The sequence below is a fragment of the Curtobacterium sp. MCLR17_036 genome (assembly GCF_003234445.2).
In the GTDB taxonomy this organism is placed as follows: Bacteria; Actinomycetota; Actinomycetes; order Actinomycetales; family Microbacteriaceae; genus Curtobacterium.
Map to the genome: position 1 here is coordinate 2842613 of NZ_CP126269.1, position 18836 is coordinate 2861448.

The window sequence follows — 18836 nt, forward strand, 5'->3', positions numbered from 1 at the left end:
GTGGACGTATGTCGACCCCTTCGGAGACCGCGCCCGCGGATCAGGACGCCCTCCCCACCGAGCAGCGGACGGCCGCGGTGGTCTACAACCCGGTCAAGGTCCACCTGCCGACCCTCAAGCGCACGGTCCAGGAACACCAGGAACAGGCCGGTTGGGCCGAGACCCTGTGGTTCGAGACGTCGGAGGAGGACCCGGGCGGCGGCATGGCCCGCGCCGCGGTCGAGGCCGGTGCCGACGTCATCGCGGCGGCGGGTGGTGACGGCACGGTCCGTGCGGTCGCCGAGGTCGTGCACGAGTCCGGCTCGACCCTCGCCCTGCTGCCGAGCGGCACCGGCAACCTGCTCGCGCGCAACATGAAGCTGCCGCTCGACGACCTGACCGCCAGCGTCCGGTCGATCTTCCACGGCGACGACCGCAAGATCGACTTCGGGATGCTCCGGATCGAGCGGCCCGGCGGCGAGCGCGAGCGCTACGGCTTCCTGGTGATGGCGGGTCTGGGCCTCGACGCTCGGATGCTCGTGAACACCCGCCCCGAACTGAAGAAGAAGGTCGGCTGGCTCGCCTACGTCGACTCGCTGTTCCGCTCCGTGCGCGACGCAGACGCCTTCGAGTTCCGCTACCAGCTGGACGACGACGGCAACCGTTCGCTCCGTGCGCACTCCCTGATCGTCGGCAACTGCGGCATGCTGCAGGCCGGTGCGATCCTGCTGCCGGACGCCGAGATCGACGACGGGGTCTTCGACATCGCGGTGATGCGACCCCGCGGCTTCTTCGGCTGGGTCCGGATCGGCGCCCGGGTGTTCTACGAGAACGGGATCCTGCGGGCGTTCCGCCGCTCGAAGCTCAGCAACACCGTCGTCGGGCAGCGGATCGTGTCGAAGTCACGCGAGGAACGGCCGCTGCGCTACCTGCGCGGGCAGGAGTTCACCGCCCGGCTCGAGCGGCCCGACGAGTTCGAGATCGACGGCGACCCCGTGGGCGAGGTCATCGCCTTCCGCTCGCGCATCGACCCGATGGGGCTCTCCGTGCGCGTGCCGGACCCGGCGGACGACCGCCACGGCTCGCGTCAGGTGCCCTGAGCCGGCGGCGTCAGTCCGCGTCGGGCTCCCCGGGAACGGACTGACCCGGCGGCGTCAGTCCGCGTCGGGCTCGCCCGACACGATCCCGCGCAGCCAGTCCCGCGCCTCGACGAACGCGGCGTCCGAGTAGCGGGCCGGCACCTCGGGTCGTTCGCCGTCGGCGCGGGGGTACGACCCGAGGAACGTCACCCGGGGGCTGAAACGGCGCAGGCCGAGCAGTGCGTCGGCCACGCGTTCGTCACGGACGTGGCCGTCCAGGTCGATGTTGAAGCGGTAGCGGCCGAGTTCGTCGCCGATCGGCCGTGACGACAGCAGGCCCATGTTGATGCCCCGCGTCGCGAACTGTTCGAGCATGTCGACCAGGGCGCCGGGGTGGTCGGCGGGCAGCTCGACGATGACGCTCGTCTTGTCGGCGCCGGTCGGCTCCGGCAGGGCGAGGGTCTTCGACACGAGCACGAAGCGGGTGACGGCCGACGCGTTGTCGCCGATCGACGACGCGAGCACGACGACGTCGTGGTGCTCGGTGATGCCGGGTGGGGCGACCGCGGCGTCCGCCGTCGGCTGCGCGTCGAGGAGCGCGGTCGCGGCGGCGACGTTCGACGACGCCGGGATGTGGCCGTGGCCGGGCAGGTTCGCCTCGAGCCAGTGGTGGGTCTGCGCGTAGGCCACCGGGTGGGCGTTGACGGTGCGGACGTCGGCGAGCGTGGTGCCGGGTCGGGCGACGAGGACGAAGTCGACGGGGACCAGGTACTCCCCCGTGATCCGCACGCCGGGGATGCGGGCCAGGGCGTCCTGGGTGGCGCTCACCCCGCCGTCGACGCTGTTCTCGATCGCGATGACCGCGCCGACCGAGCGGCCGGTCACGACGTCGTCGAGGGCCTCGCCGACGTTGTTGACGCTGCGCCAGGGCTTGCCGGCCGCCGCCTCGACGAGCTTGAGGGCCGCCTCGGTGAAGGTGCCGGCCGGTCCGAGGTAGGAGTACGTGTCGGACGGCGCGGCGGGGTCGGTCATGCCGCGAGCCTATTGCAACGGCACCACCCGACCGGCAGCACGGCACCGCCCGACCGGCGGCGCGGCACCACCCGGCCGGCCGGCCGGCCGGCGAGACGGCACCACCCGCCCGGCCGCACGGCACCACCGGCCGGCCGCACGGCACCACCGGCCGGCCGCGCGGCACCACCGGCCGGCCGCGCGGCACCACCTGGCCGGCGGCACGCACCACCCGCCGAGCGGCACGCACCACCCGCCCAACGGCACGCCACCAGACGGCCGGCAGCGCAGCGCACCCGGCAGCGCGGCCCGGGCGGCAACACCGGCAAGGCGCTCAGTCGCTCGCGGCGCCCGTCAGCCGTTCCTCGCAGATCGCGGTGTCGTCCTCGCCACGCGGGTAGGTCAGGGCGGCGAACCGTCCCTCGGGGTCGAGCCGCGAGAGCAGCGCGACCGCGATGCCGTCGAGCTGCGCGACCTGTTCGTCGGTCAGCGCGTCGATCACCACGCGGCGGGCGGTCCGGACGTGGTCCGGGGCCGCGCGGACGATGGCGGCGTACCCGTCGTCGGTCAGCCGCACGTCGGTGGCCCGGCGGTCCGAGGTGGACGGGCAGCGTGCGACGAGCCCGCGCTTCTCGAGCCGGGACACCACGTGGGACAGCCGCGGCAGCGAGGCGTTCGTGGCCGAGGCCAGCGCGGACATCCGCAGCGTGCGGGTGTCCGTCTCCGAGAGCATCGCGATGACCATGTAGTCGAAGTGCGTCAGGTCGGCGTCGCGCTGCAGCTGCTGGTCGAGCGTCGCCGGCAGGAGCTCCATGACGGCCACGAGCTTCATCCACGCGCGCAGCTGCTCGCGGGTGAGCCACGGGGTCTCGTCGGTCATGGGTGCATCCTACCGAAAGGTTGTCGCTTCAACCAGAGGTCCGTGCGACCGTCCCCCGCCGGGCCCGGACCACCCCGACGACGAGCACCGCCACGACCACCAGGAGCAGCGCTCCCTCGACCAGCAGCAGCCGCGTGCCGTAGTCGAACGGCAGCACCGTGGGGTTCTTCTGCCCGTGCCGCTGCGCCGCGATCTCCGGCAGCACCACGAGCGCGAGCACGCTGCCGGCCACGATGGCCGCCTGCACGACGACGAGCACCCAGGCGCGGAGCGACCGACCGGCCCGGCGCAACAGCAGCCCGGCCACGACGACGAACGGCGACAGGATCGCGTCGTGCAGGATGACGGCCCCGAGCAGCCAGGTCGCCAGGCCGCCGATGCGCTGCGGGGAGACGGACGTGACGAGCACGTACCCGCCGAAGGCCATCACGAGCACGCCGACGACGACGAGCACGGTCCGCGCGGCCCTCATCGCAGCACCTCGATCTTCTCGATCCACTTGGTCTGCAGCACGCCGGGCCGTCCGGGAGCGATGATCCGCGCCGGGAACCCGTGGTCCAGGTCGAGCGTCGCCCCGTTCAGCTCGAGGGCGACCAGGGTGGTCGGGTCCTCGGCGTACTCCGGCCCCATGTCCATGATCCGGTACCCGCCGTGGCGTTCCAGGCTCGTCACCCGCACGTGCGACCCGGGCTCCGCCTGCACGGCGCGGAGCAGGTCGCGCATCCGCACGCCCTTCCAACTCGCCATCTGGCTCCACCCCTCCACGCACGAGATCGGCAGGTCGGCCTGCGCCGTGCCGAGCGCGACGAGCTCGGCCCGCACGAAGGTCTGGGTCACGTCCCGTCCGACGACGGTGAGCGTCCAGTCGGCGGCCGTCGCGGTCGCAAGCACCCCCGCTGCACGCGCCGTGCGGTTCACCGGCAGGCCGTTCGCGCCGAGTCCCCGCCCGCGGGCGCCGAACACGTTGAACGGCTCGGCGAGCTTCGACGACTGCCCCGCCGTCAGGGCGACGACGCCGACGGCCGCGGCCGTCACGCCGGCGAAGAACCCGCGACGCGCGATCCGCTCACGTCGGCCCTGTGCGACCTCCGGCACCGGCCGGGAGGCCCGGCTCGCCTCCGCCGTGTCGGCCTCCGGCCCGTCGGTGGTCGGTTCCTCGGACCCCACGCGGGCCTCCGGGACCGCGTGCCGCCCGGTGGGACGGGAGCCGCCGCCGGCGGCTGCGGCGTCGGTGCCGTCGATCCACCGGAACAGCCGTCCGGTCAGGCCGCGTGCGGTGGGACCGGCCGTCGGCGCGGCCGGAGCCGGCGCGGCGGACTGCACCCGGGCCTCCTGAGCGGGAGGGAGCAGCTCACTGCCGGACGCGGGGTCCGCGATGAACCGGCCGTGCTCGTCGTAGGAGTCGCGCTTCCGCCAGTACCGGGCGATGACCGGCAGCTTCGCGGCCACGTGGACGACGAGCGACCCGATGATCACGTAGGCCATCGCGTTGTGCACCTGGCGGAACGGGAACGGCCACGGGTACCACTGGTAGGTGTTCAGCAGGCCGGTCCCGACCTGCAGGATCGACGCCGACACGAGCACGGCGATCGACACGCGCTCGAGCAGGTGCAGCACCCCGCGCACCGGTGGGACCTGCACCAGGGCGGGCATCACCGTGTTGAGCTTCGCCAGCAGCAGCGGGATGATCGCGATGCCGGTCGTGATGTGCAGACCCTGGGTGAACTGGTAGAGCTGCGTCGGACGGGTCGGGAACCGCATCCAGCCGAGCGGCTCCTGCAGCAGGTGGCTGTAGATGCCGGTGCCGAAGCAGACGAGGAACGCGATGCCGAGCAGGCGGCCGAGCACCACCGCGGAACGCGCGTTCCGGTTCGGCGAGGCCAACGCGGCGCGTGCGTCGAACAGGGCACGGCCGACGACGGATACCCTCGACGGACCATGAGCGACCGACAGCGTGCCGTCCGACCGCCCCTCGCCCTCCGGCCGGCCGACCTCGTCGCCACCGTCGTGGCCGTCGTCGCGGTGGTCGCCCTGGCGGGCGCGATCGCCTACGGCATCACGCATCTGGGGTTCCTCCGGGCTGGCCATCGTTCCTCATTCGTAGCGTGGACGCTGATCGCTTGGACGGTGTTCGTGGTCGCCGTGCTCGCACTGCGGTTCGTGCCGGCCCGGTGGACGACCGCCGTGGTCGTCCTCGGAGCCGTGGTGGTCGGCGTCGCAGCACTCGCCGGCCCGCCGAACACGAGCACCGACTCGGCGCGCTACGCCTGGGACGGCATCGTGCAGAAGGCCGGTGTCTCACCGTACGCCCACACGCCCCAGTCGACCGCGCTGACCGGCCTGCGACCCGACTGGCTCTTCCCGGACAAGGTCGACGGCACGTGCGAACCACTGAAGCCGCGCTACCGCGGACTCGGCGACGGCGCCGACGGCCACTGCGTCGCGATCAACCGGCCGGACGTGACGACGATCTACCCGCCGATGGCGCAGCTGTGGTTCGCCGGGGTCCGCGCGTTCGTGCCGGCCACCGCGCAGTACATGCCCTTCCAGGTCGCCGGGCTGCTGCTCTCGCTCGGTGTGACCCTCGGCCTGCTCGCGGTGCTCCGCCGCACCGGCCGACCGACGTGGTGGGCCGCGCTCTGGGCCTGGTCGCCCCTCGTCGCCGCCGAGGCCGTCACGAACTCGCACGTCGACGCCCTCGGCGCGGCGCTCGCGACGGCAGGCGCCGTGCTCGTCGTGTTCGGCCGGCCGATCTGGGGCGGGATCACCCTGGGCGCGGCGACCGCGACGAAGCTCATCCCCGCGCTCGTCTACCCACCGCTGCTCGGCCGGTGGCGGCACTGGTGGGCGATCCCGGTCGGCATCGCCGTGTTCGGGTTGCTCTACGTCCCCTACGTCATCTCGACCGGGCCCGCCGTGCTCGGCTACCTGCCGGGTTACCTGAGCGAGGAGGGCTACGAGGACGGGTCGCGGTTCGCCCTCGTCTCGCTCGTGTTCCACGGCGACGCCGCCACCGTCGTCGTCGGGTTGCTGGTGCTCGCCGCCGCGTTCGTCGCGTGGCGGCTGTCCGACCCGTCCCGGCCGTGGTCCGGCGAGGTCCTGCTCATCGGCGTCACCTTCCTCGCCGTCACTCCCCGGTACCCCTGGTACGCCCTGCTGCTCATCCCCTTCGTCGTGCTGTCCGGCCGGTGGGAGTGGTCGGCGGTGGCCCTGGCGATCGCGCTGCGCGGCGTGTGGCCGTCGACCGACGCCTACCGGTGGTGGCTGCTCGCCGCCGTCGCCGTCGTGCTCGCCGTCACGCTCGTCCGCACGAGCCGAACGGACTGGCAGCGCTGGTGGGCGCGGTTGACGTTCCGGTCGCCGGAGCACGTACGCTGACGCTCATGGCTCCTGCGCGACTGCTCGGCTCGTCCGGGCTCGTGGACCGCTTCGGACGGCGTGCGATCGACCTGCGGGTCTCGCTGACCGAGCGCTGCAACCTGCGCTGCACGTACTGCATGCCCGCCGCCGGGCTGCCCTTCGCCCCCGACGACGCCCTGATGACCGCCGCCGAGATCGAGCGGCTCGTCCGGATTGGCTCGTCGCGCTTCGGTGTCCGCAAGGTCCGGTTCACCGGGGGCGAGCCGATGCTCCGGCACGACCTGGTCGACGTCATCGCCCGGTGCGCCGCGCTGCCCGACGCCCCGGAGCTGTCCCTCACCACGAACGCGATCGGCCTCGCCCACCGGGCCGCGGCCCTGTACGCCGCCGGGCTCCGCCGGGTGAACGTGTCGCTCGACACCGTCGACCCCGACACCTTCACGACCGTGACCCGCCGCCCCTTCCTCGACAAGGTCATCGCCGGGCTGTCGGCCGCCCACGATGCCGGGCTCGACATCAAGGTGAACGCGGTGCTGCTCCGCGGGGTCAACGACGACGCCGCCCCCGAGCTGCTCCGCTGGTGCCTGGACCGCGGCTACGAACTCCGCTTCATCGAGCAGATGCCGCTCGACCCCGACCATGCCTGGGACCGCACCGAGATGATCACCGCGGACGAGATCCGCGCGCTGCTCGCCACGTCGTTCGTGCTCACCCCCGACGAGGCGCCCCGCGACGGCGCCCCCGCCGAGCGCTACCGGGTGCAGGACGCCGGCACCGGCGCACCGCTCGGCACCGTCGGCATCATCGCGAGCATCACCGAGTCCTTCTGCGCCGACTGCACCCGCACCCGCCTGACGGCCGACGGCCACGTGCGGAGCTGCCTGTTCTCCGACGAGGAGACCGACGTCCTCGGCCCGATGCGCTCCGGCGCCCCGGACGACGAGGTCGCCGAGCTCTGGCAGCGGGCGATGTGGGCGAAGCCGCGCGACCACGGCGACGACACCGACGACCTCGTGCACCCGACCCGCGGCATGAGCGCGATCGGCGGCTGAGACGTGACCACCATCCGGTTCTTCGCCGCCGCCCGGGCCGCCGTGGGGATGGATTCGGCCGAGGCTCCTGCGGTGACGGGCTCGGCAGCGGCGTCGGCGTCGGCGTCGGCGTCGGCGTCGGCGTCGGCGTCGGCGTCGGCGTCGGCGACGACGCTCGGCGAGGCGCTCGACGCGGTCGAGGCCGCCGACCCGGAGCGCTGGGCAGCGCTGCAGGAGCGGTGCTCGTACCTGGTCGACGGCGTCACCACCCGCGACCGTGCGACCTCGCTGCAGGGCGTCGCGCTCGTGGACGTCATGCCCCCGTTCGCCGGGGGGTGAGGGGCGGGGCTTGTCGCGCCGTCCCGCGCGGTCCTTCCCCTCGCTCCCGGTGTGGGAAGCAGTTCCGCGCGTGGTCGGCAGGAACGAAGTACGTCTTCCCACACGCAGGACGCCTGGCGGTGCTGCGGTGGAGCTCCGTCGTCGCTGTGCGGGCGGACGGGGACGAGACCTGGTCGGGGCCGGGGCTCGGGGCTCGGGGCTCGGGGCTCGGGGCTCGGGGCTCGGGGCTCGGGTGGGCCGTCCGGCGCGGGTTGCTGACGGTTCTGGTTCGTGGAATCCGGTCTCCGGAAACCAGGACCGTCACGGAGCCCTGGCGGTCCCGAAGTGCGCCGCTCGTGGGATGTGGATGGTTCCGAGCGAAGGGGGTCGGAACGGAACGGCCCTCCCGCGGAACGTCCGACGCGCCGAGCAGCGCGCGCCGCGGTACCCGACGCTTCAACCCATCGCGCCTGGAATGGGAAGCAGTTTCGCGCGTCGTCGGCAGGAAAGAACTCCCTCCTAGGCGCGAACCTGCTCACCACGCGCGGAACGACCTCCCACGCGCGGAACGACCTCCCACGCGCGAAACAGCACCCAGCCCCCGCACCCGCGGAGCAGCCCGCCGCCGATGACCCCCGCGCGCTTCAACCCATCGCGCCTGGAATGGGAAGCAGTTCCGCGCGTCGTCGGCAGGAAAGAACTCCCTCCTACGCGCGAACCTGCTCACCACGCGCGGAACGACCCCCTACGCGCGAAACAGCCCCCAGCCCCAGCCCCACCGCCCCCTACGGCGACACCGACAGCACGATGAACGCCGCGAAGATCACCAGGTGCACGCCGCCCTGCAGGCGGGTCGCGCGGCCGGGGAGCACGGTGAGCACCGCGGCGATGATCGTCAGCGCCAGGAGCACGATCTGCGACGAGCCGAGGCCGAGCAGCAGCGTCCCCGGCATGAACAGCGAGGCGACCGCGATCGAGGGGATCGTCAGACCGATCGAGGCCATCGCGGACCCCATCGCCAGGTTCAGGCTCGTCTGGATCCGGTTGCGGGCGGCGGCCTTCGACGCGGCGATGCCCTCGGGCAGCAGGATGAGCAGCGCGATCACGACGCCGACGAACGACGGCGGGAACCCGACCGCGGCGACGCCGGCCTCGATCGCGGGCGACTCCACCTTGGCGAGCCCGACCACGGCGACGAGCGCGACGACGAGCAGCCCGAGCGACACCAGGGTGGCCCGACCCGTGGGTCGTGCGGCATGGGCGTCCTCGGACTCCTCCAGGACCCCGCCGGCACGGTTCACCGGCAGGAAGAAGTCCCGGTGGGCCACCGTCTGCGTCACGACGAACAGCCCGTAGAGCACGAGCGACGCCACGGCCACGAAGACCAGCTGCGTGCCGGTGAACGACGCGTCGTCGGTGCCGGTGGTGAACGTCGGCAGCACGAGGGTCAGCACGGCCAGCGCGGCGACGGTCATGGTCGCGGCGCTCGCGCCCTCCTGGTTGAACCGGACGGTGTTGTGCCGCAGGGTCCCGATCAGGATCGCGAGCCCGACCAGGCCGTTCATCGTGATCATCACCGCCGAGAACACCGTGTCCCGCGCGAGCGTCTCGGCCTGCGCCCCGCCGGAGCTCGACAGCGAGATGATGAGCGCGACCTCGATGACGGTCACCGCGACGGCGAGCACGAGCGAGCCGAACGGCTCCCCGACCCGGTGGGCGACGACCTCGGCGTGGTGCACGGCCGCCAGGATCGTGGCCGCCAGGACGACGGCCACGACGACGACCACCGCGGTGCCGAGCCCGTAGCGCCCGTACGAGAACGCGAGCACGACGGCGGCGAGCAGCGGGGTGGCCACGGGCCACACCCTGGGGAACCAGGAGGTCATCGGACCATTGTCTCAACGGCCCGGCGGGTACACGGTCAGTTCGGCGGCGGGCACCTCGAGGCGGACCGGGTCGCCGACGCGCAGTCCGAGCGCCGAGACCCGCGCCAGGGTCAGGTCGGCGAGCAGGTCGCCGGCCCGCACCCGCACCAGGCCGTCGCGCGGTTCGAGCGCCGTCACGGTACGCACCGCTCCGGCGCCGTCCCGCGTCAGGACGGCGGCCGTCGGGTGGTACGCGGCCAGGGCGGGCCGGCCGGGAGGCACGGCGTGCGTCGCCGACGCCAGCTCGCCACCGCCGTCGGGTGCGATCCCACCCCCGGTGGCGATCCCGCGCACGAGCGCGAGCCCGGAGAACGCCGCCGCGAACGCGCTCGTCGGCCGGCCGAGGACGGCGGTCGGGTCGCCCTGTTCCACGACCCGACCGTGCTCGAGCACGACGACGCGGTCGGCCAGGGCGACGACCTCGACGGGGTCGTGCGTCACGAGCACGCTCGACCGACCGGCGACGGCGGTCCGGACGGCCGACCGGACCTCGTCGCGCGCGGCGACGTCGAGGGCGGAGGTCGGTTCGTCGAGCAGCAGCACGGCCGGGTCGGTGGCGAGGGCCCGCGCGACGGCGACCCGCTGCGCCTGCCCGCCGGACAGCGTGCCCGGTGCCCGGTCGCCCAGTGCCTCGGCGCCGACCGCGGCGAGGGCCCGTCGTGCTCGGTCGTCGGCGGCGGCCCGACCGGCACCGGTGGCGCGAGGTCCGAAGGCGACGTTCCGGAGCACGTCGAGGAACGGGAACAGGTCCGGCCGCTGGGCGACGAGGCCGACCCGGCGGCGGTGCGGCGGCACGGTGCGGCGGCCGTCGGACACCCGGGCGCCGCCGAGCTCGACGTGGCCGTCGTCGATCGGCAGCAGTCCGGCCAGGGCCTCGACGACGGTCGACTTGCCCGAGCCGTTCGGCCCGATCACCGCGACGCACTCGTCCGCGCCGACCTCGAGCGTGACGTCGACGTCGCGCCGCCGGACCACCACCCGCGCCCGCAGCCCGGTCACGCCGCCACCGCCCGGGTGCGGAGCGACGACGCGCCGATGACCACGACGGCGACCACGACGAGCACGATCGCCAGGGCCACGGCGGTGTCCGGGCCGACCTCGCGCTGCAGGTAGATCTCCAGGGGCAGGGTCCTCGTGACGCCCTGCAGGCTGCCGGCGAAGGTCAGGGTCGCGCCGAACTCGCCGAGTGCGCGGGCGAAGCAGAGCACCAGTCCGGACAGGATGCCGGGCAGCACCCGCGGCGTCGTGACCGTCAGGAGCACCCGGGTCGGTCCGGCGCCGAGGGTCGCGGCGACCCGCTCGTACCGGTCGCCCTCGACCCGCAGGGCACCCTCGACCGAGGACACCAGGAACGGCATCGCGACGAAGGTCTGCGCGATGACGACGGCCGTGGTGGTGAACGCGATGTGCAGCCCGTGGTCGTCGAGGAACGCCCCGAGCACCCCGAGCCGCCCGAACGCCGCCAGGAGCGCGAGCCCCCCGACCACGGGCGGCAGCACGAGGGGCAGCAGGACGACCGCACGGGCGACGCCCACCCACCGCGAGCGGGACCGTGCGAAGAGCACGGCGAGCGGGTAGCCGAGCACGAACGCGACCCCGGTGGCGGCGAACGCGGTGCCGAGGCTCAGGCCGAGCGCGGTGCGCGACGCCGGAGCCGTCACGAGCGCCGGGAACGCGGCCCAGTCGACCCGTCCGGCCATCGCGAGCACGGGCACGACGACGAACAGGCCGCCGAGCACCGCGGGCAGCGGCAGCCACCACGCGATCGGCGGCCGTCCGTCAGCCCGCGAGGCCACGGCTCACGGCTTCCCGAAGCCGGCGGCGGTGAGCACCTGCTGGCCGGCCGCGGAGCGGACGTACTCGGCGAACGCCTGCGCGAGCTCCGGGTCCTCGGACTCGCGGAGCACGCCGATCGGGTACGTGTTGACGGCCTCGCTCGACTCGTCGAACGGCACGCCGTCCACCTTCCCGCCGGCGCCCTGCACGTCGGTGACGTAGACGAGTCCGGCGTCGGCCTGCCCGGACTCGACCTTGCCGAGCACGTCGGTGACGGACTGCTCCTCGCTGACGGGGTGCAGGTCGACGCCCGCGGCGGACTCCACCTTCGCCGTCGCGGCACCGCACGGCACCGGGGCAGCGCAGGTGACGAGCTGCACGTCGGAGCCGGTCAGGTCGTCGAGGCTCGTGATGCCCTCCGGGTTGCCCGGGGCCACCGCGATCTCGAGCGTGTTCGTGGCGAAGTCGCGCGGCCAGCCGCTCGCCAGGTCGGTCGCCGACAGCTTCGCCATGTTCGCCTCGTCCGCGGCGGCGAACACGTCGGCCGGGGCGCCGTTCTCGATCTGGGTGACGAGGTCGCTCGACCCGGCGAACGAGAACTCGACGGACGCACCGGGGTGCGCGGTCTCGAACTGCTCGCCGAGCGTGGTGAAGGTCTGCTGGAGCGACGCCGCCGCGAAGACGGTGATCGACCCGGACACGTCCGGCTCGGGGTCCGACGAACCGGACTGCGACGACGAGCCGACCGGCGCGTCCGTGCCGGAGCAGGCGGTCAGTGCGAGGGCGGCGACCGCGACGAGTGCGGCCACCACGGAACGACGAACGGTCATCGGGGGTCCTCCTGGGCGGTGGGTGCCTCGACGGCGACCATCGTGGCCTTGACGGACGCCACGGCGACGGACCCGACCTCGAGCCCGAGGTCGCGCACCGCCTCGGCGCTCATGAGCGAGACGACGCGGTGCGGACCGCACTGCAGCTCGACCTGCGCCATCACCGTGTCGACGACCAGGTCGGTGACGATACCGACGAAGCGGTTGCGCGCCGAGCTCCGCACACCGGTGGCCGGGTCGGCGAGCTCGGTGCTCCGGGCGCGGGCGTGCTCGGCGACCTCGCGACCGTCGACGACCGCACGTCCGGCGTCGTCGACCGCACGGGTGAGGGTCCCACCGTCGACGAGCCGCCGGACGGTGTCGTCGCTCACCCCGAGGAAGACGGCCGCATCCCTGATCCGCAGTTGCGTCATGATGCCCCGATCATAGCCGCACCTGCGGATGATCAGGTGTGGTGATGGCGACCGCCCTGGGTCAGGGCGTGTGCTCGTGCGCCACGTGCTGCCCCTCGCGACGCCAGGCCTCGAACCCGCCGTCGAGGACCGCCACGTGCCTCCAGGCCGGCTGCGCCGCAGCCCACGCGACCGCACGCGGACCCCGGGCGCAGTACACGACCACGTCCGTCGCGTCGGTGTCGTCGGTGACGGCACCGGCGACGACGCCCTCGGCGCGCTCGGCGGCGGTGCGGACGTCGACGACGACGACGCCGTCCTGCGGGTCGGCGAGCCGCGCGGCGAGCGCGGCCGGCGCGATCCGGGACACGGACGGCTCCGTCGCAGGAGCGGCGCGGCGCGACGCGGGCCCGCGCCGGACGGGGCTCTCGGTCCAGTGCCAGCGCCGGGCGTCGACGGTCAGGACCCGGCCGAGCAGCGGGTCCCCGGACCCCGTGACGAGTGCCGTGACCTGCCCCGCCATCACCGAACCGACCGCTCCGCAGAGCGCCGGGACGACGCCGTCGAGCGCGCAGGAGCCCTCGTCGGGCAGGGCGTCCGGGTGCAGGTCGTGGAAGTCCACGGCGTCCGGTCCGGCGTCGTGGAAGACGCTGACCTGGCCGTCCTGCCCGAGCACCGTGCCCCAGACGAACGGCACCCCGGCGGCCGAGCAGGCGTCGGACACGGCCCGGGTGACCAGGACGGAGTCGGCGGCGTCGACCACGACGTCGTGGCCGGCGACGAGGTCGGCGGTGAACCGTCCCACCACCGCGACGGCCTCGACCTCCGGGTCGACGGCACGGGCACGGGCGACGGCGACCTCGGCCTTCGGCGACCCGACGTCGGCCGCCGTGAACAGCGTCTGCCGCGCCAGGTTCGAGGCGTCCACGACGTCCGGGTCGACGACCGTGAGCCGCCCGACGCCCGCCAGGTAGGCGACCACCGGTGCCCCGAGTCCCCCGGCCCCGACCACCAGGACGCGTGAAGCGGCCAGGCGTCGGAGGCCGGTCGTGCCGACGTCGGCGAGGGCGGCCGTCCGCGACCCGAGCCGGGTGCGCCACGGCGACAGCGGGGCGGCGGGCTCGACGAGGGGGTCCATCCCGTCATTCTCGCCCGTCGGGCGCCCCGACGCATGTGAGCATCCTCGTCCGGGACTCTGCTGTTGCCCAGTGCAGGTCGGTACCGTCGCGGTCGTGAGTTCCCCCCGTACCGGCAGCATCACGGTCCGACACACGTCGTCGGCCCGGACGCTGCGCGCACGGCTGCGGGACCTCGCCCTGGCAGGGCGCGACGCCGTCGTGCGCACCCCCGAGCTCACCGTCGGCGCCGTCGGTGTCGTGGTGGCCGCGGCCTTCGCCTGGGTGCCGTCCGTCTGGTACGACGAGGCCGCCACCGTCACGAGCGCGCAACGCAGCTGGCCCGCGCTCTGGGCCGAGCTGCAGAACGTCGACGCGGTGCACGGCCTGTACTACGCGCTCGTGCACGTGTGGTTCGCCCTCGTCGGCTACACCCCCTTCACGCTCCGGCTGCCGAGCGCGCTGGCGATCGGCGTCGCCGCCGGACTCGTCGTCGCCCTCGGCCGTCGCCTCGGCGGTGTCCGGCTCGGCGTCGTCTCCGGGCTCGTGTTCCTCGTACTCCCCCGCGTCGCGTGGGCGGGCACCGAGGGTCGGCCCTACGCCACGGTCACGACCCTCTCCGTGCTGCTGACCCTGGTCGGGCTGACCGCGGTGCGGCGCACCCGCTCCGGCCGGCACGCCACCCGGTGGTGGGTCGCCTACGGCGCGGTCGCCGCCGTGTCCGTGCTGTTCAACGTCTACCTCGCGCTCGCCGTCGTCGCGCACGGCGTCGTGCTCCTGTGGACCGGGATCGCCGACCGGGACGCCCGCCGCACCGCCGCGGTGACCGCGCGCACCGGTCGCGTGGCACCGGCCATGGTCGACCGACGGGTCGTCGTGCGCTGGGCCGTCGCCTCGGTCGCGGCCGCCGCCGCCGTCTCGCCCTTCGTGTTGCTCGCCGCCGGGCAGACGAAGCAGGTCGGCTGGATCACCGGCATCGGCTGGGCCACCGCGCGGCAGGTCCTGGCCACCGCCTGGTTCGGCACGGTGTGGCCGTACGCGGCCCTCGCCTGGGTGCTCATGACCGTCGGCGTCGTCATGGCCGCACGGGCCGTGCGTGCTGCCCACCCGGACACCCGCGATGTGCTCCGCATGCAGGCGGTCCGTGTCGCGGTGCCGCTGACCGTCGTGCCGACCGCGCTGCTCGTCGGGGCGACCGCCGCGGGCGAGCACCTGTACACGCCGAAGTACGCGAGCCTGAGCCTGCCGTTCGTCGCCCTGCTCATCGGCCTCGCGATCACCGCGATCCGGCCCCGTCGCTGGCTCGCGCTCGCCGTCGTCGCGATGGTGCTCGTCTCCGTGCCGACGAGCACGAAGGTCCGCCTGCCGCACGCCAAGCAGGACTCGCACTGGGCGACCGCCGCCGCCATCGTCGACCGCGAGCGCAACTGGGGCACCGACGGCGACGTCGGCATCATCCACGGCAGCGTCTGGGGCCACCCGACGACGACCACGCAGGTGATCTCCGACACCTACCCCGACGCGTTCACCGGCATGCGCGACCTCGCCGTGACGCAGACCGGCGCCGAGCGCGGCCAGCTCTGGGACGTCAACGGCGACGTCGCGACGACCGTCCCGGCGCGGCTCGACGACGTCGACGAGGTCTTCTTCGTCGGCGGCAAGTCACGCAACATCCGCCCGCAGGTGACCGAGACGCTCGAGGGTCAGGGCTTCCACGTCGTGCGCTGGTGGCACACCGGCACGGTCATCATCTGGAAGTACAGCCGCTGACGCTGCTGCCGGTCGTCAGTGCACGACGCGGGCGCCGTGCACCGGGCCCGTGGCACGCAGGGCGACGAGCCCGGCAGCGCTGAGCTCGACCTGCAGCTCGAGGGCGGCGTCGCGGTCGCCGACCAGGAACGCCACGGTCGGTCCGCTGCCCGACACCAGACCCGCCAGCGCGCCGGACCGCTCACCGAGCTCGAGCGTCGCCGCGAGCCGGGGCTGCAGCCGCATGGCCGGGGCCTGCAGGTCGTTGTGCACGCAGTCGGCCAGCAGGTCGGGGTCGCCGGCGCGCAGGGCCTGCAGCACGTTCGCCTCGACCACGGGGTGCGACGGCGCCGGGGAGATGTCCGCGCGGTACCGCTCCCGGTGTTCGTCGAGCGCGCGGTAGACGGCCGGGGTGCTCAGGCCGTCGTCGCTCAGGGCGAGGACCCACTGGAACTCCCCCTTGGCCAGCGCCGGACTCAGCTCGTCACCACGGCCGGTGCCGACGGCGGTGCCCCCGGCGAAGGCGAAGGGCACGTCGGCGCCGAGCTGCGCGGCGAGCCGGAGCAGCTCCTCGCGCCCGAGCGCGGTGCCCCAGAGCGTGTCGACGGCGAGCAGCGTCGCCGCGGCGTCCGCCGAGCCACCGCCCATGCCGCCGGCGACCGGCACCTGCTTGTCGATCGTGAGCCGGACGCCGCCGCGGTGCCCGGCCGCGTCGGCCACGAGCCGGGCGGCGCGGATCGCCAGGTTCGACTCGTCGACCGGCACGGTGCTCGTGTCGATCGGCCCCGTGAAGGTGACCGAGAAGTCGTCGGCGGGCTCGGCGGTGACGTCCTCGTACAGGGACACCGCCTGGTACGCCGTGGCGACGTCGTGGTACCCGTCGTCCTGCAGCGCACCGACGGACAGGAACACGTTGATCTTGCCGGGGGCGCGCGTCCGCACGCGGGTCGGGGCGGCCAACGTGGTCATGCCCCCAACCTATCCCGCTGCGGCTGCCGTGAAGCCCCGGGCCAGGTCGGCGGTGATGTCGTCGATGTGCTCGAGGCCGATCGACAGGCGGATGAGCCCGTCCCCCACCCCGGCCGCGGCCCGTTCCGCCGACGTCATCTGCACGTGCGTCGTCGACGCCGGGTGCACGACGAGCGACCGGACGTCACCGAGGTTCGACACGTGGTCGAACAGCTCGAGCGCCGCCACGAACCGCCGGCCGGCGGCGACCCCACCGGCCAGGTCGAACGCCAGGACCGCCGACGGCCCCTTCGGCACGTACCGCTGCTGCAGGTGGTGCCACGGCGAGTCCGGCAGTCCGGCGTAGTGCACGTGCTCGACCTGGTCGTGCGCGTCGAGCCAGGACGCAACCGTGGCGGCGTTCGACACGTGCCGGTCCATGCGGAGCGACAGCGTCTGGATGCCCTGCAGCACCAGGAACGCGTTGAACGGGGCGATGGCCGGCCCGAGGTCGGCGGAGAGCTTCGACCGGGTGCGCTGGATGAACGCCCGTCGCCCGAACTTGTCGGCGAAGTTCGTGTTCGCGAACCCGGACTGCTCGGTCGTGGCCAGCTGCGGGTACTGCTCGGCGTGCGCCGCCCAGTCGAAGTTCCCGCTGTCGACGATGAGCCCGGCGATCGCACTGCCGTGCCCGGCCAGGTACTTCGTCGCCGAGTGCACGACGATGTCGGCACCGTGCTCGATCGGGCGTACCAGGTACGGCGTCGCGATGGTGTTGTCGACGACGAGCGGCACACCGGCCTCGTGCGCGACCCCGGCCACCCCGACGAAGTCCAGGACGTCACCGCGGGGGTTCGGGATCGACTCGCCGTAGAAGGCCTTCGTCTCCGGTCGGACCGCCGCCGCCCACTCGGACAGGTCGGTCGGGTCCTGCACGAACGTGAACGTGATGCCGAGGTCGCGCAGGGTCGACGCGAACAGCGTGTAGGTCGCGCCGTAGAGCGAGGCGCTCGACACGACGTGGTCGCCCGCGCGGGCGACACCGAGCACCGCGAGCGTCGTCGCCGCCTGTCCGGACGCCAGCGCCAGCGCGCCGATCCCGCCCTCGAGGTCGGCGATCCGACGCTCGAGCGCCGCCGCCGACGGGTTGTTCACGCGCGAGTACGTGTGCCCCGGGGCGTCGAGCATGAAGCGCGCCGCGGCGTCCTCGCCCGACGGGTACACGTACGCGGCGCTCTGCGCGATCGGCGGCACGTTCGCGCCCCAGCCCGGGTCGGCCTTGAAGCCGGCGCGGATCTGGCGGGTCTCGAACGCCCAGTCGTCCTCGGTGCTCATGCCGTGGCGCCGGCGGTCTGACGCACGAGCGGGATGACCTGCTCGCCGAACCGGTCCATCTCCTCGAGCTGCGGCGAGAACTGCAGCAGGAGCGTGTCGACCCCGGCGTCCTCGAACTCCCGGATGCGGGCCGCCACCTGCGCCGGCGTGCCGACGAACCCGGGGCGCAGGCCGCGGTTCGACACCGAGTAGTCCTCGAGCGAGGGCACGTGCTCGAGCTGCGACTTCGAGATGAAGTCCTGGTACGACTCGTACGCCCTGCCGTGCTGCACGTCGGTGATCCGGGCGAGTTCGGCCTGCGCCTCTTCCTCGGTCTCGCGCACGATGACGTACGCGGCCATGCCGAACGCCTCGAACGGCGGCAGGTCGGCGTCGACGCGGCGCTGCTTCATCTCGGCGATCTTCGCGCGGAGCTCCTCGACCGTGCCTCCGTGCGTGACGTAGGCGTCGGCGTACCCGGTGATCGCGGCCTTGCCGGCCTCGCTCTCCCCACCGGCGTAGATGCGCGGCGTCACGCGGGGCTTCGGCTCGAGGTGCGCGTTCTCGATGTCGTAGTACTCGCCCGAGAACGAGTACGGGGTCTCGCGCCACAGGCCCTTCATGACCTCGACGAACTCCGCGGTGCGCTTGTACCGGTCGTCGTGCTCCGAGAAGATCCCGCCGTACTGCTTCGCCTCCTCCGCCCACCAGGCGCTCACGACGTTGAAGGTGAACCGGCCGCACGAGATGTCGTCGATCGTCGCCGCCTGCTTCGCCGTCACCGCGGGCAGGTGGTACCCGGGACGCATCGCCGCCATGATCTCGAGGCGCTCGGTCGTCGCCGCGATCGCCGCCGCGAGCGACCATGCTTCGAGCGAGGGCGCCGCCGTGCCCTTGATGTCGTTGAGGTTGAGCTCCGGCACGAGCGTCAGGTCGAAGCCGATCCGCTCGGCGCGCTGCGCCAGGCGCTTCACGTAGTCGAAGGTGACCGGCATGTTCTCGTTGTCGACGTTGCGCAGCCAGCCGCCGAAGAGCGGGGTCCAGTATCCGAATCGCACGTTGGTTCCTTGGGGTGTGGGAAGGCGGACTGGAGGCCCGTGGCGGGCCCGCCACGGGCCTCCGGTCCGGT

Annotated in this window: 18 protein-coding genes; 5 read left to right on the forward strand and 13 right to left on the reverse strand. The window is 73.6% G+C overall.

Annotated features, from left to right (window positions below; all coding sequences use genetic code 11):
* Window positions 1-8 precede the first annotated feature (8 nt).
* Window positions 9-1079 carry a diacylglycerol/lipid kinase family protein gene (locus tag DEI99_RS13350; RefSeq protein ID WP_083404794.1) on the forward strand — a complete coding sequence of 357 codons (1071 nt, stop codon included), beginning with the start codon at window positions 9-11 and terminating at the stop codon, window positions 1077-1079.
* Between the two features lie 54 nt (window positions 1080-1133).
* Here the strand turns inward: DEI99_RS13350 and pheA are convergent, their stop codons facing one another.
* The 4 genes from pheA to DEI99_RS13370 form a co-directional block, all read right to left on the reverse strand.
* Window positions 1134-2090, reverse strand: coding sequence for a prephenate dehydratase (pheA, locus tag DEI99_RS13355; protein WP_111041912.1), 957 nt, complete (start codon window positions 2088-2090; stop codon window positions 1134-1136).
* 313 nt (window positions 2091-2403) lie between these two features.
* Window positions 2404-2949 carry a MarR family winged helix-turn-helix transcriptional regulator gene (locus tag DEI99_RS13360; RefSeq protein WP_111041911.1) on the reverse strand — a complete coding sequence of 182 codons (546 nt, stop codon included), beginning with the start codon at window positions 2947-2949 and terminating at the stop codon, window positions 2404-2406.
* Between the two features lie 28 nt (window positions 2950-2977).
* The gene (locus DEI99_RS13365; protein ID WP_111041910.1) at window positions 2978-3421 is read right to left on the reverse strand and encodes a hypothetical protein; all 444 of its coding nucleotides are present in this window, start codon (window positions 3419-3421) and stop codon (window positions 2978-2980) included.
* On the reverse strand, window positions 3418-4833 hold the full coding sequence (locus DEI99_RS13370; RefSeq protein WP_181434452.1) for a molybdopterin-dependent oxidoreductase: 1416 nt from the start codon (window positions 4831-4833) through the stop codon (window positions 3418-3420). The genes DEI99_RS13365 and DEI99_RS13370 overlap by 4 nt, the downstream gene beginning before the upstream one ends.
* Window positions 4834-4887: 54 nt before the next feature.
* Here DEI99_RS13370 and DEI99_RS13375 point away from each other — a divergent pair, with 54 nt between their 5' ends.
* From DEI99_RS13375 to DEI99_RS13385, 3 genes are read left to right on the forward strand one after another with little or no spacing between them, the layout of a single operon-like run.
* Window positions 4888-6327 (forward strand): glycosyltransferase 87 family protein, encoded by a 1440-nt coding sequence (locus DEI99_RS13375; RefSeq protein WP_111041909.1) that lies wholly within the window; start codon window positions 4888-4890, stop codon window positions 6325-6327.
* A 5-nt stretch (window positions 6328-6332) separates the two neighbouring features.
* The gene (moaA, locus tag DEI99_RS13380; protein WP_111041908.1) at window positions 6333-7361 is read left to right on the forward strand and encodes a GTP 3',8-cyclase MoaA; all 1029 of its coding nucleotides are present in this window, start codon (window positions 6333-6335) and stop codon (window positions 7359-7361) included.
* A gap of 3 nt (window positions 7362-7364) precedes the next feature.
* Window positions 7365-7679: a MoaD/ThiS family protein gene (locus DEI99_RS13385; protein ID WP_220037156.1), complete on the forward strand. Its 315-nt coding sequence runs from the start codon at window positions 7365-7367 to the stop codon at window positions 7677-7679.
* 764 nt (window positions 7680-8443) lie between these two features.
* Here the strand turns inward: DEI99_RS13385 and DEI99_RS13390 are convergent.
* The 6 genes from DEI99_RS13390 to DEI99_RS13415 all read right to left on the reverse strand — a co-directional run bounded on the left by DEI99_RS13390 (window position 8444) and on the right by DEI99_RS13415 (window position 13719).
* The gene (locus DEI99_RS13390) at window positions 8444-9544 is read right to left on the reverse strand and encodes a calcium:cation antiporter (protein ID WP_111042105.1); all 1101 of its coding nucleotides are present in this window, start codon (window positions 9542-9544) and stop codon (window positions 8444-8446) included.
* A 12-nt stretch (window positions 9545-9556) separates the two neighbouring features.
* Window positions 9557-10582 carry an ABC transporter ATP-binding protein gene (locus tag DEI99_RS13395; RefSeq protein ID WP_258369452.1) on the reverse strand — a complete coding sequence of 342 codons (1026 nt, stop codon included), beginning with the start codon at window positions 10580-10582 and terminating at the stop codon, window positions 9557-9559.
* On the reverse strand, window positions 10579-11379 hold the full coding sequence (locus tag DEI99_RS13400; protein WP_111042104.1) for an ABC transporter permease: 801 nt from the start codon (window positions 11377-11379) through the stop codon (window positions 10579-10581). Before DEI99_RS13400 ends, DEI99_RS13395 begins: the two co-directional genes overlap by 4 nt.
* Before the next feature lie 3 nt (window positions 11380-11382).
* Entirely contained in the window at window positions 11383-12189 is an 807-nt protein-coding gene (gene modA, locus DEI99_RS13405; RefSeq protein WP_111042103.1) for a molybdate ABC transporter substrate-binding protein, read from the reverse strand.
* Window positions 12186-12602 carry a TOBE domain-containing protein gene (locus tag DEI99_RS13410; RefSeq protein ID WP_111042102.1) on the reverse strand — a complete coding sequence of 139 codons (417 nt, stop codon included), beginning with the start codon at window positions 12600-12602 and terminating at the stop codon, window positions 12186-12188. Before DEI99_RS13410 ends, modA begins: the two co-directional genes overlap by 4 nt.
* A 61-nt stretch (window positions 12603-12663) precedes the next feature.
* Entirely contained in the window at window positions 12664-13719 is a 1056-nt protein-coding gene (locus tag DEI99_RS13415; protein ID WP_181434476.1) for a HesA/MoeB/ThiF family protein, read from the reverse strand.
* A 94-nt stretch (window positions 13720-13813) separates the two neighbouring features.
* On the opposite strand from DEI99_RS13415, the gene DEI99_RS13420 reads away from it, so the two are divergent.
* Window positions 13814-15466 (forward strand): glycosyltransferase family 39 protein, encoded by a 1653-nt coding sequence (locus tag DEI99_RS13420; RefSeq protein ID WP_111042100.1) that lies wholly within the window; start codon window positions 13814-13816, stop codon window positions 15464-15466.
* Between the two features lie 15 nt (window positions 15467-15481).
* On the opposite strand, the gene DEI99_RS13425 is transcribed toward DEI99_RS13420, so the two are convergent.
* The 3 genes from DEI99_RS13425 to DEI99_RS13435 are packed head-to-tail and all read right to left on the reverse strand — an operon-like array spanning window position 15482 to window position 18765.
* Window positions 15482-16414 carry a 4-(cytidine 5'-diphospho)-2-C-methyl-D-erythritol kinase gene (locus tag DEI99_RS13425; protein WP_111042099.1) on the reverse strand — a complete coding sequence of 311 codons (933 nt, stop codon included), beginning with the start codon at window positions 16412-16414 and terminating at the stop codon, window positions 15482-15484.
* Between the two features lie 9 nt (window positions 16415-16423).
* A complete protein-coding gene (locus tag DEI99_RS13430; protein WP_111042098.1) occupies window positions 16424-17728 on the reverse strand; it encodes an O-acetylhomoserine aminocarboxypropyltransferase/cysteine synthase family protein in 1305 nt (434 codons plus the stop codon).
* The gene (locus tag DEI99_RS13435; protein WP_111042097.1) at window positions 17725-18765 is read right to left on the reverse strand and encodes an LLM class flavin-dependent oxidoreductase; all 1041 of its coding nucleotides are present in this window, start codon (window positions 18763-18765) and stop codon (window positions 17725-17727) included. Before DEI99_RS13435 ends, DEI99_RS13430 begins: the two co-directional genes overlap by 4 nt.
* Window positions 18766-18836: the final 71 nt, after the last annotated feature.